Source organism: Gemmatimonadetes bacterium SCN 70-22 (assembly GCA_001724275.1).
GTDB lineage: Bacteria > Gemmatimonadota > Gemmatimonadetes > Gemmatimonadales > Gemmatimonadaceae > SCN-70-22.
The window spans coordinates 1-24149 of record MEDZ01000019.1; the positions used below are offsets into that span (position 1 = coordinate 1).

The 24149-nt window shown below is 70.2% G+C and carries 19 protein-coding genes; 9 read left to right on the forward strand and 10 right to left on the reverse strand.

Annotated features, from left to right (window positions below; translation table 11 throughout):
* Positions 1–181 precede the first annotated feature (181 nt).
* From ABS52_10625 to ABS52_10660, 8 genes are all read right to left on the reverse strand, one after another.
* Complete coding sequence (locus ABS52_10625) at positions 182–517, reverse strand: hypothetical protein (protein ID ODT03060.1); 336 nt, start codon at positions 515–517, stop codon at positions 182–184.
* 8 nt (positions 518–525) lie between these two features.
* On the reverse strand, positions 526–1203 hold the full coding sequence (locus ABS52_10630) for a cytochrome oxidase subunit III (GenBank protein ODT03061.1): 678 nt from the start codon (positions 1201–1203) through the stop codon (positions 526–528).
* 63 nt (positions 1204–1266) lie between these two features.
* Complete coding sequence (locus ABS52_10635) at positions 1267–3201, reverse strand: cytochrome c oxidase subunit I (GenBank protein ID ODT03062.1); 1935 nt, start codon at positions 3199–3201, stop codon at positions 1267–1269.
* A gap of 54 nt (positions 3202–3255) precedes the next feature.
* Complete coding sequence (locus tag ABS52_10640; GenBank protein ID ODT03063.1) at positions 3256–4455, reverse strand: cytochrome c oxidase subunit II; 1200 nt, start codon at positions 4453–4455, stop codon at positions 3256–3258.
* Between the two features lie 235 nt (positions 4456–4690).
* Complete coding sequence (locus ABS52_10645; protein ID ODT03064.1) at positions 4691–5062, reverse strand: hypothetical protein; 372 nt, start codon at positions 5060–5062, stop codon at positions 4691–4693.
* A gap of 9 nt (positions 5063–5071) precedes the next feature.
* Positions 5072–6496, reverse strand: coding sequence for an aspartate ammonia-lyase (locus ABS52_10650; protein ODT03134.1), 1425 nt, complete (start codon positions 6494–6496; stop codon positions 5072–5074).
* Between the two features lie 616 nt (positions 6497–7112).
* The gene (locus ABS52_10655; GenBank protein ID ODT03065.1) at positions 7113–7586 is read right to left on the reverse strand and encodes a hypothetical protein; all 474 of its coding nucleotides are present in this window, start codon (positions 7584–7586) and stop codon (positions 7113–7115) included.
* A 70-nt stretch (positions 7587–7656) separates the two neighbouring features.
* Entirely contained in the window at positions 7657–9762 is a 2106-nt protein-coding gene (locus ABS52_10660) for a hypothetical protein (protein ODT03066.1), read from the reverse strand.
* 52 nt (positions 9763–9814) lie between these two features.
* On the opposite strand from ABS52_10660, the gene ABS52_10665 reads away from it, so the two are divergent.
* Positions 9815–10732, forward strand: a complete 918-nt coding sequence (locus ABS52_10665; GenBank protein ID ODT03067.1) for a hypothetical protein — start codon at positions 9815–9817, stop codon at positions 10730–10732.
* Positions 10733–10878: 146 nt separating this feature from the next.
* Positions 10879–11952 (forward strand): hypothetical protein, encoded by a 1074-nt coding sequence (locus tag ABS52_10670; GenBank protein ODT03068.1) that lies wholly within the window; start codon positions 10879–10881, stop codon positions 11950–11952.
* Here the strand turns inward: ABS52_10670 and ABS52_10675 are convergent.
* Complete coding sequence (locus tag ABS52_10675; protein ODT03069.1) at positions 11909–13240, reverse strand: hypothetical protein; 1332 nt, start codon at positions 13238–13240, stop codon at positions 11909–11911. The genes ABS52_10670 and ABS52_10675 overlap by 44 nt on opposite strands.
* Positions 13241–13359: 119 nt before the next feature.
* On the opposite strand from ABS52_10675, the gene ABS52_10680 reads away from it, so the two are divergent.
* The gene (locus tag ABS52_10680) at positions 13360–15828 is read left to right on the forward strand and encodes a leucine--tRNA ligase (protein ID ODT03070.1); all 2469 of its coding nucleotides are present in this window, start codon (positions 13360–13362) and stop codon (positions 15826–15828) included.
* A gap of 109 nt (positions 15829–15937) precedes the next feature.
* Here ABS52_10680 and ABS52_10685 read toward each other — a convergent pair whose 3' ends face one another.
* A complete protein-coding gene (locus tag ABS52_10685) occupies positions 15938–16792 on the reverse strand; it encodes a hypothetical protein (GenBank protein ID ODT03071.1) in 855 nt (284 codons plus the stop codon).
* Positions 16793–17073: 281 nt separating this feature from the next.
* On the opposite strand from ABS52_10685, the gene ABS52_10690 reads away from it, so the two are divergent.
* From ABS52_10690 to ABS52_10715, 6 genes are all read left to right on the forward strand, one after another.
* Complete coding sequence (locus ABS52_10690; protein ODT03072.1) at positions 17074–18081, forward strand: hypothetical protein; 1008 nt, start codon at positions 17074–17076, stop codon at positions 18079–18081.
* Complete coding sequence (locus ABS52_10695) at positions 18078–19040, forward strand: hypothetical protein (protein ID ODT03073.1); 963 nt, start codon at positions 18078–18080, stop codon at positions 19038–19040. The genes ABS52_10690 and ABS52_10695 overlap by 4 nt, the downstream gene beginning before the upstream one ends.
* Before the next feature lie 122 nt (positions 19041–19162).
* On the forward strand, positions 19163–19981 hold the full coding sequence (locus ABS52_10700) for a hydrolase (GenBank protein ID ODT03135.1): 819 nt from the start codon (positions 19163–19165) through the stop codon (positions 19979–19981).
* On the forward strand, positions 19981–20397 hold the full coding sequence (locus ABS52_10705) for a hypothetical protein (protein ID ODT03074.1): 417 nt from the start codon (positions 19981–19983) through the stop codon (positions 20395–20397). The genes ABS52_10700 and ABS52_10705 overlap by 1 nt, the downstream gene beginning before the upstream one ends.
* Before the next feature lie 85 nt (positions 20398–20482).
* A complete protein-coding gene (locus ABS52_10710) occupies positions 20483–21688 on the forward strand; it encodes a hypothetical protein (GenBank protein ODT03075.1) in 1206 nt (401 codons plus the stop codon).
* A gap of 139 nt (positions 21689–21827) precedes the next feature.
* The gene (locus ABS52_10715) at positions 21828–24131 is read left to right on the forward strand and encodes a hypothetical protein (protein ODT03076.1); all 2304 of its coding nucleotides are present in this window, start codon (positions 21828–21830) and stop codon (positions 24129–24131) included.
* The last annotated feature ends 18 nt before the right edge of the window (positions 24132–24149 follow it).

Genomic DNA, 24149 nt, shown 5'->3' on the forward strand with positions numbered 1-24149 from the left:
GATGCGCGTCGCCTGATGCGCGTCGCCTGATGCGCGTCGCCTGATGCGCGTCGCCTGATGCGCGTCGCCTGATGCGGCGCGGCGACGGGAACACCGCGCTCGTGCACGACGCGCCCCAGACGCAAACGGGGGGTGGCTCCGTGCTGGAGCCACCCCCCGATGCCTGCCGCTGCGTCGCGCCCTACGCCGCCCCCGAGGCCAGGCGGATCGCCAGCTTCGAGAAGAGGAAGAGGAGCCCGATGATCGTCACGATGGCGACCATGAGCGGCCCCGTGAACAGGGCGCGGAAGATCTTGTGGTCGTACTTGAGGTGCATGTAGAACATCACGACGATCGCGAACTTCACGGCCGACATGATGAGGAGCGACGGGACGAAGGCCTTCGTGGCGACGAACTCGGGGATGTAGTAGACCCAGACCTCGACGACCGTGATGAGGAACAGGATGAGCGCCACCCACTTGTACTCCTTCCACGTCGGGTGGTAGGGCTCGGCGTGTGCGTTCGAGTGCGACGACATGTGGGGGCTCAGTCCGGAATGAGGTAGAGGAGGGTGAAGATCGCGATCCACACCACGTCGACGAAGTGCCAGTACAGCGCGGCGATGTCGACGTTGAGGGCGTCGGACGGCTGCAGTCCGCGCTTGTAGTCGATGGCGAGGAGCGTCCCGAGCCAGATGACCCCGGCGGTGACGTGCGCGCCGTGGAAGCCGGTGAGCGTGAAGAAGGTCGAGCCGAAGAGGTTGCGGCGGATGGTCAGCCCTTCATGTACGAAGGAGGTGAACTCGTAGGCCTGGAAGGCGAGGAAGCCGGCGCCCAGGAGGCACGTCATCCACAGCCACAGCTTGCTCGACGTGAGCGCCTTGTCCCACCAGCCGGCCCCCGGGGGGAGCGGCTTTCCCCTGTTCTCGACCGCAGACAAGGCCAGCACCATCGCCAACGACGACATCAGGAGGACGAACGTCGAGGCCGAGGTGACGGGGATGTTGAGGATGGCGGGGTAGACCTTTCCGGAGGAGGGATCGGTCCACGGCGAATGGGGGAAGGGGCCGACGAGGCTCTTCCCCTTGTAGATCAGGTACGTGGAGATGAGCGAGGCGAACAGCATGCACTCCGACCCGATGAACGCCCAGATGGCGATCTTCCGGTTGTCGAGACCGGTGGTCGTGTAGTGGTGGCCGTGGGCTGCTTCAGCGCTGTGAGACATTCGATGAAGAGACGGGAGACAGGAGGCGGGGGACGGGAGTGGCATCCACTCCCGTCCGCTGGGCTAGTGGTGATCCTCGAGCGGGGTCGTGAGCCAGGCGTACAGGTAGCCGACCCACATGGCCGTCCCGCCATACATCAGCAGGTACGCCGGGACCTTCATCCCCTTGGGGAGGAAGATCAGTCCCGCGAACATCAGGGTGATGCCTAACGCCACGAAGAACGGCTTGATGGTCGAGGAGGGCATGGCGATGCCCAGCTCCTTCGCCGTCTTCGTCTCCGTCTCGATGTGCACGGGCGCCATGTCGTGCTCACCCGTCTGCCGCATCGCGTCGTCCCACCCGGATTGCGTGTGCGGGATGTCGGACGTGCGCTCGGGGTGCGTCAGGTCCCACAGCGGGTAGCGCGAGGTGACCATCGGGATCTTGGCGAAGTTGTACTCCGGCGGCGGCGAGGGGATCGACCACTCGAGCGTCGGCGCATCCCAGGGGTTCGGCCCCGCGACTTCGCCGTGCTTCTTGGACCTGAAGAAGTTGTAGATGAAGATCAGGGTGGCCGGCGCCAGGAGGAACGCGCCGAGCGACGACAGCAGGTTGAACGTCTCCCACCCCTGCCCGGCGTCGTACGTGTAGATGCGACGCGGCATCCCGAGCATCCCGGAGAAGTGCATCGGGAAGAACGTGAGGTTCATCGCGATGAGGTTCAGCCAGAAGTGCCAGGTGCCGAGGCGCTCGTCCATCTTCCGGCCGTACATCTTGGGGAAGTAGTGGTAGATGCCGGCGAAGATCCCCATGATCGTCCCACCGAACAGCACGTAGTGGAAGTGGGCGACGATGTAGTACGTGTCGGTCTGCTGCAGGTCGGACGGCGGCGACGCGTGCGTGATCCCCGAGATGCCGCCGATGGTGAACATGGCGATGAGGCCGATCGCGAACTTCGTCGCCGCGGTGAAGCGGATCGAGCCTCCCCACAGCGTGAAGATCCAGTTGAAGATCTTCACGCCGGTGGGGATGGCGATGAGCATCGTCATCAGGCCGAAGACGGTGTCGGCGACCGGGCCCATACCCACCGAGAACATGTGGTGCGCCCACACGCCGAAGCCGAGGAAGCCGATCAGGATCCCGGAGTAGGCCATCACCGGGTAGCCGAACCGGGGCTTCCTGGCATTGGCCGGGAGCACCTCGCTCACCAGGCCGAAGGCCGGGAGGATGAGGATGTAGACCTCGGGGTGCCCGAAGATCCAGAAGAGGTGCTGCCAGAGGAGCGGGTCGGCACCGGCCGAGATCTGGTAGAACGTCGTCCCGAAGAAGCGGTCGAACTGCAGGAAGACGAGGGCGATGGTGATGACCGGGAACGACAGGATGATCAGGAACTGCGTCACGAACGACATCCACGTGAAGATCGGCATGCGCATCATGTTCATCCCTGGCGCGCGCATGTTGATGACGGTCGTGGCGAAGTTGAAGCTGGCGGCCAGCGACGAGATGCCCAGGATCTGGATGCCGAGCACCCAGAAATCCATGTTCATCCCCGGCGAGTACGTGCGTCCGGAGAGCGGGGCATAGCCGAACCAGCCGCCGTTGGGGGCCACCCACGCGAAGATGGGGAGCGTGATGAACAGCCCGCCCAGGAGGTAGACCCAGTAGCTGAACGCATTCAGCCGCGGGAAGGCGACGTCACGCGCCCCGATCTGCAGCGGGATCAGGTAATTGAAGAAGGCCGCCGAGAGGGGCATCAGCGCGAGGAACACCATCGTCGTGCCGTGCATCGTGAACAGCTGGTTGAACTGCTCGGCGGTGACCACGGTGTTGTTCGGGCGCATCAGCTGCCAGCGCATCAGGATCGCCTCGAGCCCGCCGAACACGAAGAAGAAGAGCGACGTGTGCAGGTACAACGTGCCGATCTTCTTGTGGTCGGTGGTCGTGAGCCACTCCATCAGCCCGGTGCGCGCCTTGGGCGCGCTGGATGCATAGGTCGGACTTGCAGCGACAGTTGCCATGACTATGGAAGACGAGAGGACGGGAAGACGAGAAGACGAAGACGGCCGGCGTGGCTACTTCAGGCTGAGCAGGTACGCAGTGATGTCGGCGATCTGTTCGTCTGTCAGGCCACCGGCCGCCACCGTGATGTTCATGATCGGATCGTGCTCGCCCTTGCCCAGCGTCTGCATCAGCGAGCCGGGCTTCATGGCCCGCGCGTTCTTGATCCAGTGGGCAAGGTGCTTGGCATCGTTGGGGAAGAGTCCCGCCGCGATGGTGTAGCGCGATCCGACGTGCGTGAGGTCCGGGCCGATGATGCCGAGCGAGCTCGGGTTGCCGCGGATCTTGTGGCAGCCGATGCAGGCCGAGCGCGAGTAGGTCGTGAAGCCGCGCTGGGCGTCGCCAGCCGCGATCACCGCATCGTCGATCATGACTCCCGCCGGAATTGGCGTCCGCGGGACGATGTGCGGGGGGATCTTCTCGGCCGGGAATTGCCAGGGGGTACTGGCCGCCGCCGGAGCGGGGGCCGGCGCGGCCTGCGCCGGGTTGCTCACCTGGCGGACCGTCGCCGTGTCGACGGCGGGCGCCGGGGGCGGGAAGACCGCGTTGGCCGCCTGGTGCGTCGCCCAGGTCTCGAAGTCGGACGGGGCGACGGTGAAGACACGGAACTTCATGTTCGCGTGGCTCGCCCCGCAGTACTCGTTGCAGCTCCCGTTGAACGCCGCCTCACCCGTCGAGTCGGGGGTGAACCAGAGGTAGTTCGTCCGGTTCGAGATGAGGTCGCGCTTCCCCGCCAGCGACGGAATCCAGAACGAGTGCAGCACGTCGGCCGTGCGCAGCGCGAAGTTCACCGGCCGACCCTGCGGGAGGTACAGCTCGTTGGCCGTGGTCACGCCGTACTGGGGGTAACGGAACTCCCACCACCACTGGTGCCCGATCACCTCCACTTCCAGCGAACCGGCCGGCGCCTTCGCCTGCGTCTTGAAGATCGTGCGCACCGTCGGCACGGCAATCAGGACGAGGATGAGGACCGGCGCCAGCGTCCAGGTGATCTCCATCAGCGTGTTGCCGTGCACGTGGCGGGGTTCGGGCCCCCCCGGCCGGCGACGATACTTCAGGATGGTATAGATGAGGAGGCTCTCGACGATCACGAACACCACGGTCCCCCAGAACATCATCCGATTCCAGAGCGCGGTGACGTCGCGGTTGTTGTCCGTAGTGGGGAGGAACGTCGAGTTGGGGTAGTCACCGCCTGAACAGGCGGCCAGGGCCAATAGGGCGACGGCGGCAACAAAGACCGTGGCCCCCCGACGCGAGCGGAGGTTCCGTAGCATTCGGATTGGAATGTGGGCGGGGAACACGCACCCCGGCCTGACCGGTCGGGGCGTGGAAAGGGACAAAGTACGGTTGGGCCCGGGGGAGGGCAAGAAGAACGCGCCGCGCCCAGAGGCGCGGCGCCGCAATGAGTTAAGCCGCGTTCATCGTGGAGCGAGGCCGCGAAATCCGGGCTCAGGCCTCGGTCTTTTCGGCCACGATCGCATGCTTCTCCTTGACCTTCGTGACCGCGATGTCGAGCTGCATGCGGACCTGCGCGACCGATTCCCGCAGTCCCCGCACCTTCGTCTGCTCGCTCCCGCCGCGAGAGGCGACCAGCAGGAAGCTGCTCACCACGTCGGCGATCACGCTGAACTGCGGCTTGAGCAGTCCGTGGAGCGGCGTCGCGGTCCGCGTGAGCTGCTGCCGGAACTGCCCGGTCTCCGACTGCGTCCGCACCGCCATCGCGTATCGCTCCACCAGGGCGTGCAGGCGCTGCAGCTGCAGCCCCGCCTCGTCCAGCGTCGCCAGCTTCAGCTGCCCCGCCCCATCGAGTTGGCTCGCCATCCCCCGCTCCTACTCTCCGACCATCGCGGCCGGATTGAGGACTTCGTCCAGCGCCGCGCGCGTCATCAAGCCGCGCGCCTGGACCACGTCGTACACCCCGCGTCCAGTCTCCAACGCCTCCTTCGCGATCTCGGTGGCCACCGCATACCCCAGCACGGGGACCAGCGCCGTCACGATCCCGATCGACTCCTCCACGAATCGCTTCATCCGGTCCGGGTTCGCCGTGATCCCGTCCACGCACCGCGTCCGCAGCACGTCGCAGGCGTTGCGCAGGGAATCGATCCCCCGCAGGAGCCGATAGGCGATCACCGGCTCGAAGGCGTTGAGTTGCAGCTGTCCCGCCTCGGCGGCCATGGTGACCGTCATGTCGCCGCCGATGATCTCGAAGCACACCTGGTTCACCACCTCGGGGATGACCGGGTTGACCTTGCCGGGCATGATGGACGAGCCGGGCTGCATCGGCGGGAGGTTGATCTCACCGAACCCGGTCCGGGGCCCGGAACTCAGCAGGCGCAGGTCGTTGCAGATCTTGGACAGCTTGGTGGCGCATCGCTTGAGGACCCCCGACAGCTGCACGAACGCGCCGGTGTCCGAGGTCGCCTCCACCAGGTTGGGCGCCGTCACCAGCTCGAGCCCCGTGATGGCCGACAGCTCCCGCCGCACCGCCTCCGTGTACCCCGGCGGGGCGGTGATCCCCGTCCCGATCGCCGTGGCCCCCATGCTGATCTCGCGGATCAGCGAGAGCGACTCGCCCAGGCGGTCGACGTCCTCGAGGATGGTGTGCCCGAAGGCGCTGAACTCCTGGCCCAGCGTCATCGGAACGGCGTCCTGCATCTGGGTGCGCCCCATCTTGAGGTAGGGGGCGAACTCCTCCCCCTTTCGCTGGAAGGCCTGCGCGAGCTCGCGCATCGCGTCCCGGAGCGTCTCGATCTCGCCGTGCAGCGCCACCCGGACGGCCGTGGGATAGACGTCGTTGGTGGACTGCGAGAGGTTGACGTGCGAGTTGGGATGGAGCCGGTCGTAGTCGCCGCGCCTGCCCCCCAGCAGTTCGAGGGCGCGATTCGCGATGACCTCGTTGGCGTTCATGTTGGTCGAGGTCCCCGCTCCCCCCTGGATCACGTCCACCAAAAAGTGCTCGTGATGGCGCCCGTGCCGGACCTCGCTCGCCGCCTTCACGATCGCGTCGCACCGCTCCTGGTCCAGGAGCCCCAGCTCGGCGTTGGCCTTGGCCGCCGCTTCCTTCACCGCCGCCAGCGCCGCGAGGAGGGCCGGGAACTCGCGGATCACGACGCCGGTGATCGGGAAGTTCTCCATCGCCCGCAGCGTCTGGATGCCGTACAGCGCGTCGTCCGGGAGTTCGCGCGTTCCAAGGAGGTCCTTTTCCGTACGCGTCACCGCGCCCGCGAAGCCCAGGCGGCGCCCCCGCCCGATCATCGTGGCGTCGGTCGCCGCGAGGCGCCGGGAGATCGAGCTCGCCGCCCGCGCCACCAGGGCGGCGTAGAGCGTCGGATTCTCCTTCAGCATGGCCTCGGTCCTCTCCCGGGTGAGGACGAAGGCGGTGGTGCGCTCCAGCGTGCGTGCCGTGGTCCCGTGCGGGCTGTCGTCGAGCAGGATCCCCTCGCCGACCGCCTCGCCGGCTCCCAGCGTCGCCAGGCGCACGGGACGCGCGTTCTGGGTCTTCTCGATGCTCACGCTTCCGTGCACCAACAGCGCCAGCATCTTGCGCGGTGCCCCCTCGGCGAAGAGTGAGTGCTCGGCGGGGAACTCCTCCACGCTCACCTGCTGCGCCAGCTGGTGCAGGGCGGTGTCGGTGAGCCCCTGCAGGAAGGAGAGGAGGCGAAGCTGTTCGCGGATGGTCGAGAGGGTCATGCGCCGGTGAACGGGAAGGAGGAACGCGCGTCGTCGCGGCGTGCGCCGCGCTGGAATATCGACAGGTCGGGGTGACCTCTCGCAACGCGTCCATTCAATATGGCTGGCGCGCGCTCCGCGGGAGAAACGGCACGCCCGGCGCGCGAGGCGCCGGGCGTGCCACGCCACGGGAGGGTGTCGCTCAGGCCGGGGTGACGGTGCCCCGATCGCGGAGTCGCGGCGGACTCGGGGCATCGTGCTCGGCGCGGGAGCCGCCGAGCCCGCGCTGCTGCTGCTGGTGGTGCTGGTGCTGGTGCTGCGCGATTCGGTCCACTTCCGAGGCGATGGCGTCGATGGCCTGCTCGATCCGGTCGAGGCGGATGTCGGGGGCGGTCACGGGACGCGCCTCTTCCTCGCGCGCCGGCGGTCGCCCTGGGAGCCACCCGGCCGAGCGCCAGGCGCGTGCCAGCGGAGCGTCGCCGGGGATCAACTGCGCGTGCCCGCACGTCGGGCAGACGGTGCGCCGCATGGTGTAGCGCCACACCGTGTACACCAGCCCCGGAATCACGAAGGGGACGGCGAGCACGAGGGCGACCCAGGGGCTCCCCGGCGGGAGCTTGAGCGGGGCGCTGGTCTCTGCGCCACACTGCGTACAGAGAAGGTGTCGTGGCTGCATGCGGCGAGTGTTGCTGGCGTGTCGAGGGATGCGGTCGCGGCGTCTCGCGACGCCGCGACCGCACGGTAAGCTACTGCAGCACCTTGCCCTGGAGCGTGAACTTCGCGATCCACTCGTACTCGCGCTTGAGCTTGTCGGCCTGGTGGTAGTACTCCGACAGGCCGTGCCCCTCACGCGGGTAGAAGACCAGCTCGACCGTCTTTCCGCGATCCTTCAGGTTCCGGAAGTACTCCATCGGCTGCCCGATGGGGACGCGCTCGTCGCTCCCGCCATGCAGCATGAGGAGCGGGGTGGTGACCTTGTCGGCGTACTGGATCGCCGAGCGCGAACGGTAGAACTGGAGCGACTTGTTGTTGAGCGAGCCGTCCAGCTGCGGCATCCCGTCGTAGAAGGTCCCGATGTAGCCGGGGATGTCGGTGGTGCCGTACATGCTCTCCATGTTCGCCAGCCCGGCACCCATCATCGCCGCCTTGAAGCGTCCCGTCTGCGAGACGACCCATCCGGTCATGTAGCCGCCGTAACTCCACCCGGTGATGGCCAGCCGGTCGGCGTCGGCGATGCCGCGGCGCACGAGATCGTCGACGCCGGTCATGATGTCGCGATAATCGCCGCCTCCCCAATCCTTGATGTTGCCGCGCATGAACTTCTCGCCGTACCCCGTGCTGCCGCGGGGGTTGGGATAGAGCACCGCCCACCCGCGGCCGGCCCAGTAGTGTCCCGCGTTCCCCCAGCTGGCCTTGAAGCCGTTGGTGTGCGCCCCGGTGGGGCCGCCGTGAACGTCGACGAGAAGGGGGACGCGCTGCCCCGGCTGGTAGCCGACGGGCTTGAGGAGGATCCCCTCCACGTTCCACCCGTCGCTGCTCTTCCAGGTGACGACCTCGGTCTCCCCCAATGCGATCCCCGCCAGCTGCGGGTTCGTGCTCGTCAGGCGCGTCGGCGCGGAGAACGAGGCGTCGGTGGCGTAGACCTCGGCCGGCGACGAGGGCGTGTCCATGGCGAAGGCGACGGTGCGCCCGTCGGCCGAGTACGAGGGAGGACGGACCATCATCTCCTTCGTGATCGCCGTGATGCGCCCGCTCGCGACGTCGAACGAATAGACGCTGTTGTATACCCGCTCCTGGACGCTGAAGGTCACCGCCTTGCCATCCGGTGTCCAGCGCGGTGCCCCGACCGAGTTGTCGAGCTGCGCGCTCGAGACGTCGCGCGCGCTGCGGCTGGCGACATCATACAGCACGAGGTTCGTGTTCTTGAGCGAGCGCGGGGCGATCCCGTCGCCGTTCGGCTTCCAGGTGTCGACCAGTGCCCCGAAGGCCAGGGTGCGCCCGTCGGGTGACCAGGCGGGCGTCCCCTGCGCGACCATGGAGGGGGGTGGGGCGACGCGCTGACGCTCGCCGGTGGCGATGCTGACGATCCAGGCCTCGCGCCGCTCGTCGCGGATGAGCGGGGTGGGCGAGGTGAGGATGGCCAGCTGCGTGCCGTCGGGAGACCAGCTGGGAGCGCCGCGCACCGTGAAGGCGCCGCTCGTCACCTTGGTCGCCTTCTTCGTGGCGACGTCGACCACCCAGACGTGCGACAGGCGAAGATCGCCCTCGAACGGCTTGGGATCGTCGCGCCGGCGCACCCTGGCCTCGGCGTCGCGAGTCAGCGAGTCGGTCGTGAGGTAGGCGATGCGCGCGCCGTCGGGCGACCAGGTGTAGCCACTCACCCCGTCGCGCGCGGTCGTCAGCTGCCACGCCTCGCCGCCCGCCGCCGGCAGGAGCCACAGCTGCGGGCGCGGCCCCTCGTCGCCCGAGGCGGTGCCGCGGGCGGCGATGAAGGAGAGGTACGTCCCGGCCGGCGACCACTGCGGCGCGGTCTCGCCACGCTCACCAAAGGTGAGCTGTCGCTGGTCGCCGCCGCGGGTCGACACCATCCAGAGGTGCGACCGCATGTCGTGACGATCCCCCTTGCTGGTGTCGCGCGCGGCCGGGTGCTCCCACGCGCTCACGGTGTAGACGACACGCGCGCCGTCGGGCGAGATGGCCACGGCCCCCACGCTCCGCAGGTCCATGACGTCGTCGACGGTCATGGGGCGGGACTGCGCCTGGATGGGGGTGGCAACGGCGAGCAGGGCGAGCAGGGCGAGCGCGCCCCGCAGCCTGTTCGTTGGTCGAAGTGTGGACACCAGCGTGCGCATTGCGGCCTCGATGCGAAGGTGATACGGTCACGGCGCCGCCGGGCGGCGCGCGATGTACGGGATCGTACGCACGACCCCGCGCCGGCGCTACACGACCACCATTCGTGGGGGAGGGACGATGCACAGGCGACGCTTCGTCGAGCGGTTGGGGCTCGGCATGCTCGGGCTCGCCGCGGGGGCGAGGGGAGGCGGCCGGGTGCCCCCGGGCGCGCGACGCCTCACCCGGATCGGACTCGAGCTCTACTCGGTCCGCGATGCCATGCGCCGCGATCCCGAGCGCACGCTGGCCGCGGTTCGCGCGATGGGCTACACCGATGTCGAGCTCCTCTGGACGTTCGGCAACTTCGGGAGGTCTCCGGCGCAGGTGCGAGCGGCGCTGGACAGGGAAGGGCTGCGCGCGCCGTCGGCCCACATCTCGCCCGCGGCCGTGCTGGTCGGGTGGGAGCGGTCGCTCGACGTCGCCCGGATGCTGGGGCACGAGACGCTCGTCGTCCCCAGCTTCACCGTCGACACCTCTCGCACGCTGGACGACTGGAAGGAATGGGCGGAGCGCTTCAACCGCGCGGGGGAGGTGGCCCGCCGGCACGGGATCTGGCTCGCCTTCCATAACGAGCCCGGGCACCAGCAGCCGCTCGAGGGGCGCGTCCCGATCGACTTCTTCGCCGAGTCGACCGACCCGGCGGTCGTGCGATTGCAGCTGGACGTCGGGAACATGGTGATGGGGGGCGGAGACCCGCACGCCTTCCTCGAACGCCACGCCGCGCGCTGCTGGAGCTTCCACCTCAAGGACGTGGTCGCCGATCGCACCCGTGACACCGAGCTGGGGACGGGGAGCGTCGACCTGCGGCGGATCCTCGCCGCGATTCCCGACGTGGACCAGAAGTCGTTCTTCGTGGAACAGGAAGGCGCGAGGGATTCGCTGGCGAGTGCCAGGGAGGACCTGGCGTACCTGGCACGCCTGGAATTCTAGAAGACGAGAAGACGAGAAGACGAGAAGACGAGAAGACGAGAAGACGAGAGGCTCACGTATGGCGGCGCACGGGTTCCAGCTCGTCACCGCGCCTGCGGCGCCGTAGAATTCGCGCGCTCCCCTTCCACTTTCACCCCCCCCCCGTCATGCCCATCTCTCGCCGCGATTTTCTCGCGAGTGGCGCCACCACGGCCGCCGCACTCGCCGTGGGCGCGTCGCGCAGCGACGCCCTCCCGTCACCCGCCTCCCGTCCCTCGTCGCCGCGCGTCCCCCGGCCGGTGGTGGTCGCCAGCGCCAACGGGCTCCGCGGCGTGAAGGTGGCCTACGACCAGGTCGTCGCGGGGGGTGATACCCTCGATGCCATCATCGCCGGGGTGAACATCCAGGAGCTCGACCCCGACGACCAGTCGGTGGGGCTGGGTGGGCTGCCTAACGAGGAAGGGGTCGTCCAGCTGGACGCGTCGGTGATGCACGGCCCCACGCGGCGCGCCGGGGCGGTCGGCTGCATCGAGGACATCGCCACCCCGTCGCTGGTGGCCAAGGCCGTCATGGATTACACCGACCACATCATGCTGGTCGGCGCCGACGCGCGCCGCTTCGCGGTGAACATGGGGTTCACGCCGCAGAACCTCCTCACCGAGAAATCGCGGCAGGACTGGCTGCGCTGGAAGTCGCGCCTCAACCGCGGCGATGCCTGGCTGGACCACGACGACGACATCCGCATCAAGTTCACCACCGGGACGATCAACATGAACGCGGTGAACGCGGCGGGCGACGTCTCGTCGTGCACCACCACCAGCGGCATGGCGTGGAAGGTGCCGGGGCGCGTGGGCGACTCGCCGATCATCGGGGCGGGGCAATACTGCGACAACACGGTGGGCGCGGCCGGCTCGACGGGGCGCGGCGAGGCGAACATCAAGGTCTGCGGCGCCTTCCTCGCCGTCGAGTTGATGCGCAATGGCGCCTCGCCCGAGGCCGCGCTCATGAAGGTCATGGAGCGGGTCATCGCCATGACGGAGGCGCGACTGCTCGACGGCAACGGACGCCCCTACTTCGACCTCAACTTCTACGCCCTCACGAAGGACGGGCGCTACGCCGGCGCCTCGGCGTACGAAGGGAGCACCTTCGCCGTGTGCGACGAGAAGGGGGCGCGCATCGAGCCGTGCGTGTACCTGTTCAGGAAAGAGCAACGGCCGCGGGCAGTGCCGCGGGATTCGTAGCCGGGGCGTCGACGGCCGCCGTGCGTCCCGGAACCTCGAGTCGCACGGCGGCGAGCGACGCCGCCCCCTTCTGCGCCGCGCGCGCCAGCGTGGCCGCCAGCGCGGCCACATCCTGTGACTTCGCCAGCTGCACGCCGGCCGCCAGGTGCGCCTCGTGCACTTCGGCGGTCGCCGCGTCGGCCTCCTGCGCGAGGCGATGCAACCGGTCGGCGAGCGATTCGGCCAGCGGGGCCGCCGAGACGGGGTCGAGGCGTGCCGCGTCGCCGGCTGCCGATTGAATGGCCTGCTCGTGCTCGCGCAGCGCGACGATGGCCGCCAGCAGGCGGCTGTGGGCCCCTTCGAGCGCCCCACTCCCCTCCGCGGCGCGGAGGCGGGAGCGTTCGGCCCGGGCGAGGACGTCGCCGACCAGCGCCTCGGTGCGATCGGCGGCGTCGGTGGAGCTCATGGCCAGGCGCCGCACCTCCCCCGCCACGACGGCGAAGCCGCTCCCCTGTTCTCCGGCGCGCGCCGCCTCCATCGCCGCGTTGAGCGCCAGCAGCTTCGACTGGCGCGCCATCTTGCGCACCAGCGTGGCGAACTCGCGAATCTCGTCGGCCGACCGCGTGAGCGCCTCCAGGTCGCCCAACGCCTCGCGAAGGACGATCGCCACCTGCTGGACCTGGTCGGCGTGCGTGGCCAGGTCCGCCGCCGAATTGCGCACCGCGGATGCCGACTGTGCCCCCCGACCGGTCGCGTCGCGGAATTCCCGTACGAGGGCCAGCGCCGCGTCGCGCGTGCGGGTGGCGTCGGTGTGCGCGGCGCGCGCGGACTCGGCCAGGGCGGTCATCTGGTGCCCGGCGAGGGCGAGATGCTCGTTGGCGTGTTGGGCGGAGGGGGCGAGCGTGGAGGTCTGGAGCTGCAGGTCGGCGGCCCGGGCGGCGACGTCGCGTGTCTGGTCGCGCACCCCCGTCAGCAGGTTGCGGGTGTTGATGGCGGACTGGCGCACCCCCCGGGCAATGGGGGCGAAGAGTCCCGGAATGGGCTGGGGGACGGCGCTGACGAAGTCGCCGCGGGCCGCCGAATCGAGGGCGTCGAGCAGCCGGCGCGCTCCCTCGCCGGTGGCGGGGGCCGCCATCGTGGCCACGGCGAGCGAGGCGAAGACGAGCGCTGCGCCGATCGCCGCCCCGAGCAGGGCGAGCAGGGTCAGCGTCCCGGCCCCGGCGAGCTCGCGCCGGACCAGCCAGACGCAGACGGTCAACACCAGGCCACCGCCAAGCCCGCTGACGAGGGCCGCGTTGGAGAGATCCACCCCACGGCGCCGGGGGGCGCCTTTGAGGGCCTGCTGCGTGCCGCTAGATTCCGTCACTCCACGTCCTCCAGCTTGGGGGGCGAAGAGGCGCGTAACGCGCCGTGTTCCAATGACTTGCGATGACCTCACCGAACCTACCCCCCAACGCCGCCGAACCGGCTGGCTACGATCCCGGCACCGTCGAGGCCAAGTGGCAGGCCCGATGGCGTGAGCGCGGGACGAACGAGACCGACCTGGCGGGGGGCGAGCGTCCGTTCTACGCCCTGATGATGTTCCCCTATCCCTCGGCCGAGGGGCTGCATGTCGGCAACCTCTTTGCCTTCACGGGGAACGACATCTATGGACGATTTCACCGCCAGCAGGGGCACACGGTCTTCGAGCCACTCGGATACGATGCCTTCGGGATCCACTCCGAGAACTACGCGCTCAAGGTGGGCGAGCACCCCATGCGCCTCATCCCGCGGAACATCGCCAACTTCCGGCGCCAGCTGGAGCGCGCGGGGTTGATGGTCGACTGGCGCCAATCGGTCGACACCACGTCGCCCGACTACTACAAGTGGACCCAGTGGGTCTTCCTGCAGCTCTACCATCGCGGGCTGGCGTACAAGAAGAAGGCGGCGGTGAACTGGTGTCCCAGCTGCAAGACGGTGCTGGCCAACGAGCAGGTGATCGCCGGGGCCTGCGAGCGATGCGGGACGCCGGTCGAGCAGCGCTTCCTGGAGCAGTGGTTCTTCCGCATCAGCGACTATGCCGGGCGGCTGCTCGACAACCTCGAGGTCATCGACTGGTCGGAGACCACGAAGACGGCACAGCGCAACTGGATCGGGCGGAGCGAGGGGGCACGGCTGCACTTTGCCCTCGAGACGGGCGACGGGAGAGGGGAGGCGGGAGCGCGTGCGATCACCGTCTTCACCACGCGGCCGGACACGATCTTCGGGGCCACGTACATGGTGCTGGCGCCGGAGCATCCGCTGGTCGACGCGCTGGTCACCGAGGCGCAGCGTGCCGAGGTGACGGCGTACCGCGAGCGCTCGCTGCACCAGGACCTCGTCACCCGGAGGTCGACGAAGGAGAAGACGGGAGTCTTCACCGGCGCGTACGCCGTCAACCCGGCAACGGGGGAGCCGATTCCGGTCTGGATCGCCGACTACGTCCTGATGGAGTACGGGACCGGGGCGATCATGGCGGTTCCGGGGCACGACCAGCGCGATTTCGAGTTCGCGCAGGTCTTCTCGCTCCCGATCGTGCGCGTGGTGGCCGGCCCCGACGACACGGCGGAGACGCCGCTCGAGTCGGCGTTCACCGACGATGCGGACGGGCGGCTGGTGAATTCCGGGGCGTTCGACGGCCTCCCGGTCGCCGAGGCGAAGCGCGCGGTGACCGCGTGGCTGGCCGAGCGTCGCGCCGGGACGCCCGTGACCAACTACCGGTTGCATGACTGGTGCATCTCGCGGCAGCGCTACTGGGGGCCGCCGATCCCGGTCATCTACTGCGACGCCTGCGGGACGCAGCCCGTCCCCGAGGCGGACCTCCCGGTGGTCCTGCCCGACATCCCCGACTTCAAGCCCGACGACTCGGGGGTCTCGCCGCTCGCGCGTCACGCGGAGTGGTACCACGTCCCGTGTCCGGCGTGCGGGGCGACGGCGCGCCGCGAGACCGACGTGTCCGACACGTTCCTCGACAGCGCCTGGTACTTCCTGCGGTACCCGAGCGTCGGCCACGACGACGTCCCGTTCGACGCGGCCCTCACGCGCAAGTGGCTCCCCGTCGACTCGTACATCGGCGGGAACGAGCACGCGGTGTTGCACCTGCTGTATGCGCGGTTCATCACCATGGTGCTGCACGACATGGGGCACCTGCACTTCGAGGAGCCGTTCACGAGGTTCCGCGCCCACGGCCTCATCATCCGCGAGGGGGCCAAGATGTCGAAGAGCCGCGGGAACGTGGTGAACCCCGACGCCTTCATCGACCAGTGGGGGGCGGACGCGTTCCGCACCTACCTCATGTTCCTCGGCCCGTACGAGGAGGGGGGCGACTTCCGCGACGCGGGCATCAGCGGCGTCCGGCGCTTCCTGGACCGGTTGTGGCTGGCGGCGACCATCGCGCACACCGACGGCGCCGCCGATCCCGGCGTGCTGCGCAAGCTGCACCAGGCCATCGCCAAGGTCACCCACGACATCCCGCGCCTCAGCTACAACACGGCGATCGCGGCGATGATGGAGTACATGAACACGCTCCGGAAGGGGGAGCGCACGCCGCACCGGCGCGAGGTGGAGCCGGTGGTGCAGATGATCGCGCCGTTCGCCCCGCACATCGCCGAGGAGCTGTGGGAGCGCTTCGGGCACACGGCGAGCGTGTTCGACAGCGGGTGGCCCGTCTTCGACCCCGCGCTCGCGCGCGACGAGTCGGTGCAACTGGCGGTGCAGGTGAACGGCAAGCTGCGGGGGACGGTCACCGTCGCCCCCGACGTCTCGCAGGACGACGCGCTCGCCGCGGCGCTGGGCGAGCCCGGGATCGCCCGGCACGTCACCGGCGAGCTCCGGAAGGTCATCTTCGTCCCGGGGCGGCTGCTCAACCTGGTGGTCTGACCCCCCGCGTCCGCGGCGAACGACGCGGGGCCCGGCGCTCGCCGGGCCCCGCGTGCATTCTCTGGTGTGCGAGGGCCGCTGGCGGGCGCCGCAGCCGGCGCCCGCTCGCTCAGCTGACCGTCAGCTGCTTGATCATCCCGTGCGCCAGGTGCGGCTGCCCGTCCTTCGCGTCGGGGAGGAAGCAGACCAGGAGGTACTCGCCCGCCGGCAGGTCCACCGGCAGGTAGCCCACCTGCCCGGTCGCCATCCCGGAGATCCCGCCCATCGGCTTCCCCGGCGGCGGCCCCTCATAGGTCTGGCCCCACTTCATCACGTCCTCCGCCGTCTTCCCCGGCGCCAGCTGCATGATGAACATCTCGTGCGGCTGCGAGGCGGCGTTCTCGATCCGGATCACGTGCTTCCCCGCCGAGAGCGCCGGGGTGATCTCCCACGCATAGTCCGACATCGTCACCGTGATGTCCGCCGTGGGGGCGGCGGCCGACGGCATGTTGTTGGGAAGGATCGTCAGCGGCTTCACCATCCCCTTGGCGATGTGCGGCACGTGATCAGGCGTGTCGATGAAGCAGGTCAGGGCGTACGTTCCCGGCTGGAGCTCCTGCGTCAGCGACGACTCGCCGCCCGGGAGGGGGGAATTGGGGCCAGCCACGTCGATGATCCACGCCGGGGGCGCCATCCCGGGCTTCATTTCCTTCAGCGCCGCCAGGAACTCCTCGTAACTCCGCCCTTCCCTCAACCGCACGAGCTGCACGTGGTGCAGGTTCGGTCCCTCGTTCACGAGCTTGAGGGTGGTCATGCCGGCATGGATGGTGTCGGGCGCCTCGAAGGCGAAGTCCTTGGCGACAATCGTGACCACCGGCGGTGTCGACGGCGCAGACCTGGCCGTGGCGGGCGCGCCCTTCTCCGCGCCGCCGCCGCACGCGGCGAGCCAGAGCAGGGGGAGGGCGAATATGGACTTTCCGTGCATGCGAGGCTCCAGAGGTGAGAGTCCACCGCCGGCACCACGGGGTGCACGCGCGGGGGCGCGTCGATCTTAGATTGGGGAACGGCGCACGGCAAGCACCACATTTCCCGGGGCACGGGCCGCCGCACGCGGCATGGCGTTTCGCACATGCCGGTGTTCGACCATGGGCTTCGCTCGACCTTACGCCGTGACACCAAGCGTGACAGAATCGCGCGGTCGCGCCGGAGGCGCATGGGTCACACGACCCAGCCCACCGGCGAGGCAGCGCACCCTCCTCGAGCCCCATGGCAGACGCCCGTACGCTGATCGTCCCCCACGCCGAGGTCGAGCGCCTCCTCCCCATGGCGGAGTGCATCGACGTCATGGGCGAGGCGCTCGCCGCCGCCACGCGCGGCGAGGCGCTCCTCCCCCTTCGCCAGGTGCTCCGCCTCCACTCGGGGCGCGATGCCTTCGCGCTGATGCCCGCCATCCTCGGCAGCGCGATCGGGGCCAAGGTCATCACCGTCTTCCCGGGAAACGACGCCACACCGTACGAGTCGCACATCGGCGTCATCCTGTACTTCGACGACACGCACGGCCGCCTCCTCGCCATCATCGACGCCAGCTCGGTGACCGCGATCCGCACCGCGGCCGTGTCCGGACTCGCCACCCGACTCCTCTCGAACCCCGGGGCATCGCGCCTGGCCCTGCTCGGCGCCGGCGTACAGGCGATGACGCATCTCGAGGCGATGTGCGCCGTGCGCCCCATCCAACAGGTGGCCATCTGGAGCAGGAGCACGGACCGTCGCGCGCACTTCGTGACATGGGCGCGCCAGCGATTCGCCCTCGAGGTCGTTGCCTGTGACACGGCCGCGGACGCCGTGCGTGGCGCCGACGTGATCTGCACCGTGACCGCGTCGCGTTCGCCGGTGCTGCAGGGCGCCTGGGTCGCCCCCGGTGCCCACGTCAATGCCGTCGGGGCGTCGATCGCCTCGGCGCGCGAGCTCGACACCGAGGCGGTGGAGCAGTCGCTGCTCTTCGTCGACCGGCGCGAGTCGGCGATGAGCGAGGCGGGAGACTTCCTCATCCCGCGCGACGAGGGAGCGGTGGACAATGCGCACATCCGCGGCGAGCTCGGTGAGCTCGTCCTCGGGCGCGTGGCCGGGCGCACCGACCCGGCGCAGCGTACCCTCTTCAAGTCGCTGGGGCTCGCGGTGGAAGACGTGGCCAGTGCGCGCCTCATCTACGAGCGTGCGCTCGCGACCGGGGCGGGCACGTGGATCGAACTCGGCGGACTGCGCCCGGTCCCGTGACACTCCCGCCCATCATCCCGCTCGACGCGATCCTCGCCGCCCGCGAGCGCCTGCGCGGGACCGCGATGCGCACCCCCGTGGTGCGGCTGCGCCACGACGCACCGCACCCCGACGTGCGCCTCAAGCTGGAGAACCTGCAGCCGATCGGCTCGTTCAAGCTGCGCGGGGCAGGCAATGCGCTGCGGCGCCTGTCACCCGATACGTTGGGCGGCGGGGTCTGGACGGCGAGCGCGGGGAACATGGCGCAGGGGGTGGCGTGGTGCGCGCGCGAGCTTGGCGTCCCGTGCACCGTCGTCGTCCCCGACCACGCCCCGGACACCAAGGTGCGGGCGGTGGAGCGGCTCGGCGGGCGCATCGTGCGGCGCTCCTTCGACGCATGGTGGCAGCTGCTCGTCGACCACGGCTCACCCGACATCCCGGGGCGCTTTGTCCACCCCGTGTCGGACGCCGACGTGATGGCGGGCAACGCGACCATCGCGCTCGAGATCCTCGAGGACGTCCCCGACGTCACCGCGATCGTCGTCCCCTATGGTGGCGGGGGGCTCAGCTGCGGGATCGCCTCGGCGGTGCGGCAGCTGGCGCCGCACGTCAGGGTCCTGGCCGCGGAGGTCGACACCGCGGCGCCACTTGCCCCCGCCCTGGCGGCGGGGCGTCCCGTCCCGACGTCGTACACGGCGAGCTTCGTCGACGGCATCGGGGGGCGGAGCGTCCTGGACGAGATCTGGCCGCTGGCCTCCACGCTCCTCGCGGGGTCGCTCGTCGTGTCGTTGCCGCAGGTGGCGTCGGCGCTTCGGCTCCTGCTCGAGCGGAACCGGGTCCTCGCCGAGGGGGCGGGGGCGGCCGCCGTGGCGGCCGCGTTGACCGGGGACGCGGGCGACGGGCCGGTGGTCGCGGTGGTGTCCGGAGGGAACCTGGACAGTCGCACGCTGGTGGCGCTCCTACAGGGCGAGGTACCATGACATCGATTTCCGGTCGGCCGCTGGGCAGCCGCGTGTGGATCGCCGTGGCGATCGCCTCGCTCGTGATCATCCCCCGCGAGGTGCAGGGGCAGTCGCCCCCGCGAGGCCGCACGCGGGTCGTGATGCTCGGGACCGGGACACCGAATGCCGACCCTGACCGCTCGGGGCCCGCCGTGGCCATCGTCGTCGATGGCCGGCCGTATCTCGTGGACGCGGGGCCAGGCGTCGTGAGGCGGGCCGCGTCGGCGGTGCGCGCGGGGGAGAAGGCGCTTGCGGTCGAGCGGCTGGACATCGTCTTCCTCACGCACCTGCATTCCGACCACACGGTGGGGCTTCCGGATCTCCTCTTCACTCCCTGGGTGCTGGAGCGCGCCGTGCCGCTGCGGATCTTTGGACCCCCGGGCGTGAGCGCCATGGTCGGCCATCTCGAGTCGGCCTGGCGCGAGGACGTCCGCGTGCGCCTCGACGGACGCGAGCATGCCAACCGCACCGGCTACCAGGCGCGGACCACCGTGGTGCGCCCCGGCGTCGTCTATCGCGACGACAAGGTGACCGTCAAGGCGTTCGCCGTCCCGCACGGCGACTGGAAGTACGCCTTCGGCTACCGGTTCGAGACGCCGGACCGCGTGGTCGTCGTCTCCGGGGACACCCGGGCGAGCCGCGCCGTGGTCGAGGCGTGCAATGGCTGCGACCTCCTCGTGCACGAGGTGTACTCCACCGCGCGCTTCAGGACGCGTCCGCCGAAGTGGCAGGCGTACCATCGCAACGCGCACACGTCCACGGTGGAGCTGGCGGCGCTGGCGCGGGACGCGCGGGCGAAGTCGCTCCTCCTCTACCACCAGCTCTACTGGGGAGCGACCGACGCCGACCTCCTGCGCGAGGTGCGCGAGGCGGGATATCGCGGCCCGGTGGCGTCGGCCCTCGACCTCGGAGTGTACTGATGTCGTCATCCACGCCTCCAATCATCCGCAGCGTCATCTCGGTGGCGGCCGGGATCTTCATCGGCGGGATCGCGACCTACGGCGTGGAGGCGCTGGGGCACGTGCTGGTGCCGCCCCCGGCGGGGCTCGACGTGAGCGACCCGGCGGCGGTGAAGGCCGCCATGCGCACGCTCCCGGCGGCGCACTTCCTCCCGCTCCTGTTCGCCTACCTGGTGGGGCCGTCGTTAGGCGCGGCGCTGGCGGCACGGATGGCGCCCGCGCGGGCGCGGCTGCACGCCGCCATCGTGGGAGGGTTCTTCGCGGTCGGCGGCGCCGCGAACTTCATGGCCATCCCGCATCCGCAATGGTTCGTGGCGCTCGCGATGCTCGCCTTCCTCGCGGCCCCGCTCATCGGGTCGCGCCTGGCCGGGCGCTGAGCCGGGTGGTCGGGTTCGGCGGCGGGGGTGGTAAACCCCTTGCCGCCTCGCCGGTGACAGACGGGGTGAACACAACCCGACGACCATGAAGAACCGACACCTCCCCGCCGTCCTGCTGGCGCTGGTTGGAGCGTCCGCCGTGCTCCCCGCCCAGGCCATCACCATCCCCCGCGCGCGTCGCGGGCTCATCACCATGGCTGGCGACGCCAACCGTCCCCGCCTCGGCATCTCGATCGAATCCACCGGCGCCAGCGATACGCTGGGCGTGCTGGTCGCCGACGTGTCGGCCGGAAGCCCGGCCGACAAGGCCGGGATCAAGGCAGGCGACCGGCTCGTCGCCGTCAATGGCGTCAACCTCCGACTCGCGCCGGCCGATGCCCAGGACGAGGAGATGCAGGGAATCGGCGCTCGCCGCCTGACGCGCGAACTCGCCCGCCACGAACCGGGGGACGAAGTGGAGGTGCGGCTGATGCGCGACGGACGGGCGCAGGCCGTCAAGGTCAAGACGGCGCGTGCGGCCGAACTCGAGAGCGCCCGGAGCTCCTGGGCCTCCAGCGGCCGCGGCAGCGGGACGCGCGCATCGCTCGGGATCGGGCTCGGCGCCACCGGCAGCAAGCGCGACACGTTAGGCGTCCTCGTCGCCAGCCTGGCCAGCGATGGTCCGGCCGAGAAGGCGGGGCTCGAGGAGGGCGACCGGATCGCGGCGGTCAACGGCGTCGACCTGCGCGTGCAGCGCGAGGACATCGGCGACTGGAACGCGAGCACGGCCAGGGTCAACCGCCTCTACCGCGAGTTGGAGAAGCTCACGCCCGGTGACGAGGTGGAGTTGCGCATCTATCGCGCCGGGCAGCCTCGAACGGTGAAGGTGAAGACGGTGGCGGCCAGGGAGCTGCAGCGCACGCGCCGCGCGATGTTCATGACGGGCGACGCCCCGTTCGGCTCGTTCCGCTTCGAGGACGCCCCCGTCCCGCCGGTGCCTCCTGTTCCGCCGGCTGCCGGGGTCGCCCCGGTGCCACCTCGCCCTCCGGTCGCACCACGCGTCATCTGGTTCGATGACGACGGTGACGGGGGCGTGAGGCTGCGAATCTCCCCCCGCGTCCAGGACGAGGTCCGCGAGATGACACGGCAGGCGCTCGAGGAGGCGCGGGCCCGGGCGATGGAAGTGGCACCGCGCAGGCACCAGCGAATCCGCGTCGAACTGGAGGGAGATCGGACGCCGGGCGACGTCCCGTCCCGCGCACCGCGTCGGGCTGCATCGATGCTGCGGATCGCCGCCCCGCCAACGACGTAGGCGTCCGACGCACGGACCAGAGCGGGGCGGGCGTTCCCTCGGGATCGTCCGCCCCGTCGCCCATAGCGTGAGAGGCTCCCTTGATTAGTATTGCCTAGTCTGTAGTTTAGGCAATACTAAATTCAGGGGATGGCATCGCATGCATGGATGGCGACGGCTGACGGTCACCGCACTGCTCGCGGGTCCGGGCATGGCAGGGGGACAGGAGGAGGGCGGGCGACGCGCCTCCGCCCCCCGCACCGCGGTGACGACCGGGACGATCGGAGGCACGGTCCGATCGGCCGACGGCGCCGCCGTTCGCAATGCCACGATCCTGCTCGACGATGCTGAACACGGCCCAGTCAGCAGCGGCAGGGACGGGCGCTTCGTGCTGCGCGCGGTCCCCGCCGGCGAGCGGCGCCTGCTCTCGACCGCCCGCGGTTTCACCCCGGCGCGCGTGGCGGCCACGGTCGTCGCCGGAGAGAGCACGCATGTGGAGGTGACGCTCCAGCGCACGGCGGTGCAGCTCGCGGGGGTCACCATCGACGCGACGCCGAGCGGGCGTGACCCGCTGGCGGTGGCCCAGCCGGCCGCCGTGCTCGGTGGGCGCGAGCTGGAGCGCTCGATGGCGGCAACCCTGTCGCAGACCCTCGCCTGGTCGCCCGGCGTGACGGTGCGTTCGCAGGGACCCGCCGCGAGCATGCCGGTAATCCGCGGGCTGACGGGGGAGCGGATCGTGGTGCTTCACGACGGGCAGCGTGCCGGCGACCTGGCCGGGAGCGCGCCGGACCACGGCGTCACCATCGACCCGCTCGCGGCGCGCGAGGTGGAGATCGTTCGCGGGCCGGCGGCGCTGGTTCACGGGAGCACGGCGCTGGGCGGGGTGGTGAACGTCGTTGCCGACGACATCGCCCGGATCGTTCCGTCGCAGCGCCTGTCGACTCTCACCCTGAATGCCGAGAGCGTCAGCGGAGGGGGCGGGCTGCTGGTGGACGTGGTGCAGCCACTGGGGCACACGGGGGTGCTCCGGCTCAAGGCCGGGGGGCGCTCGCATGGCGACCAGCGCGTGGGGAGAGGCGACCTACGGGGGGTGCTGGACAACACGAGCTCGCGCAACCGGCAGGCGGTGATCGGGCTCTCGCGCGTCGGAGACGATTCACTGGGGGAGACGAGTGGCGGGGTGGCCGTTCGCCGCTACGATTTCGAGTTCGGCCTCCCCTGGCGCAGCCGCGCGGCGGACGGGGTGCGACTGCGCGGGGCCCGGAACGAGGTATCGATGCGCGCCGAGCGCGGCACGCGCGGCGTCGTGTCGCGCGTGCGGGTCGAGGCCACGGCGCAGTGGTATGCGCACGATGAGGTGACGTCGGGCGGCGAGGTGGCCACCGCCCTGGCGCTTCGCACGCAGCAGGGGCAGGTCATGGCGCGCACCCGCCCCGCCGGCGTGCTGGGTGAGGGGGTGGTGGGGGTGTCGGTGCTCTCGCGCCGGAACGGGGTGTCGGGGGCACAGGCCCTCACGCCGCCTAACGACAACCTGACCATGTCGGCCTTCGCCTACCAGGAGGTGGCGCCGTGGCGGGAACGGGAGGCGGGACGGGGCGCGCCGCGATTCCCCGTCGCCCTGCGCCTCGACCATGCCATGTTGCGACGCGACGGAACGGACGCCTTCGGCCCGGCCCTCACGCGCCGCTTCACCAGCCTCTCGGCCTCGGCGGGCGTCGCGGTTCCCCTCACGCGCGTCGCGTCGGTCGCGGTGAACGCCGCGAGCGGGGCGCGGGTCCCGTCACCCGAGGAGCTCTTCTCGCGCGCCGGGCACGCCGGCACCGGGGCGTTCGAGATCGGCAATCCTTCGTTGGCGACGGAGGTGACGCGTGGGGTGGATGCCGTGGTTCGCGTCGAGCGGCACGCCATGCGCGCCCAGGTGGCGCTGTTCGCCTCGCGAGTCGACGGCTGGATCGCGCTCTACCCGACGGGGCGGGACACCATCGCGGCCGTCCCCGGGGGGGGAGAAAAGGTGCTGCCCCTGATGATGGTCGCGCAGCGTGACGCCCGCGTGCGCGGCGGCGAGGTGAGCGTGGAGGGCGCCGTGGCGCGCCACGTCGTCGCGACGTTCAGCGCCGACGTGTTGCGGGCCTCGGACGATCGGGGCGATCCGCTCCCCTTCATGCCCCCCGCACGGTTCTCGGGGGCGGCGCGCTGGGATGACGGGCGGTGGCAGCTGGGCGGGGGGGTCCGTCGGGTCCTGGCACAACGGCGCGTGACGAACGGCGAGTATCCCACCGACGCCTTCACGGTGATCGAGGCGCATGCCGGCGTGCGCCTGCTGGCCGGCGGCCACGTGCACGCGCTGCTGCTGCGCGGCGAGAACGTGGGCGACCGGCTGTATCGCGACGCGACGAGCCGCGTGAAGGACTTCGCCCCTGCCGCCGGGCGCAACGTGTCGCTCCTGTATCGCCTCACCTTCTGACGTTCCCGGCGCGGGAAG

Coding starts and splice junctions, on each gene's coding strand:
- ABS52_10625 (ODT03060.1), bottom strand. CDS start 517: ATGTCGTCGCACTCGAACGCACACGCCGAGCCCTACCACCCGACGTGG.
- ABS52_10630 (ODT03061.1), bottom strand. CDS start 1,203: ATGTCTCACAGCGCTGAAGCAGCCCACGGCCACCACTACACGACCACC.
- ABS52_10635 (ODT03062.1), bottom strand. CDS start 3,201: ATGGCAACTGTCGCTGCAAGTCCGACCTATGCATCCAGCGCGCCCAAG.
- ABS52_10645 (ODT03064.1), bottom strand. CDS start 5,062: ATGGCGAGCCAACTCGATGGGGCGGGGCAGCTGAAGCTGGCGACGCTG.
- ABS52_10650 (ODT03134.1), bottom strand. CDS start 6,496: ATGATCGGGCGGGGGCGCCGCCTGGGCTTCGCGGGCGCGGTGACGCGT.
- ABS52_10655 (ODT03065.1), bottom strand. CDS start 7,586: ATGCAGCCACGACACCTTCTCTGTACGCAGTGTGGCGCAGAGACCAGC.
- ABS52_10660 (ODT03066.1), bottom strand. CDS start 9,762: ATGCGCACGCTGGTGTCCACACTTCGACCAACGAACAGGCTGCGGGGC.
- ABS52_10665 (ODT03067.1), top strand. CDS start 9,815: ATGTACGGGATCGTACGCACGACCCCGCGCCGGCGCTACACGACCACC.
- ABS52_10670 (ODT03068.1), top strand. CDS start 10,879: ATGCCCATCTCTCGCCGCGATTTTCTCGCGAGTGGCGCCACCACGGCC.
- ABS52_10680 (ODT03070.1), top strand. CDS start 13,360: ATGACCTCACCGAACCTACCCCCCAACGCCGCCGAACCGGCTGGCTAC.
- ABS52_10685 (ODT03071.1), bottom strand. CDS start 16,792: ATGCACGGAAAGTCCATATTCGCCCTCCCCCTGCTCTGGCTCGCCGCG.
- ABS52_10690 (ODT03072.1), top strand. CDS start 17,074: ATGGCAGACGCCCGTACGCTGATCGTCCCCCACGCCGAGGTCGAGCGC.
- ABS52_10700 (ODT03135.1), top strand. CDS start 19,163: ATGCTCGGGACCGGGACACCGAATGCCGACCCTGACCGCTCGGGGCCC.
- ABS52_10705 (ODT03074.1), top strand. CDS start 19,981: ATGTCGTCATCCACGCCTCCAATCATCCGCAGCGTCATCTCGGTGGCG.
- ABS52_10710 (ODT03075.1), top strand. CDS start 20,483: ATGAAGAACCGACACCTCCCCGCCGTCCTGCTGGCGCTGGTTGGAGCG.
- ABS52_10715 (ODT03076.1), top strand. CDS start 21,828: ATGCATGGATGGCGACGGCTGACGGTCACCGCACTGCTCGCGGGTCCG.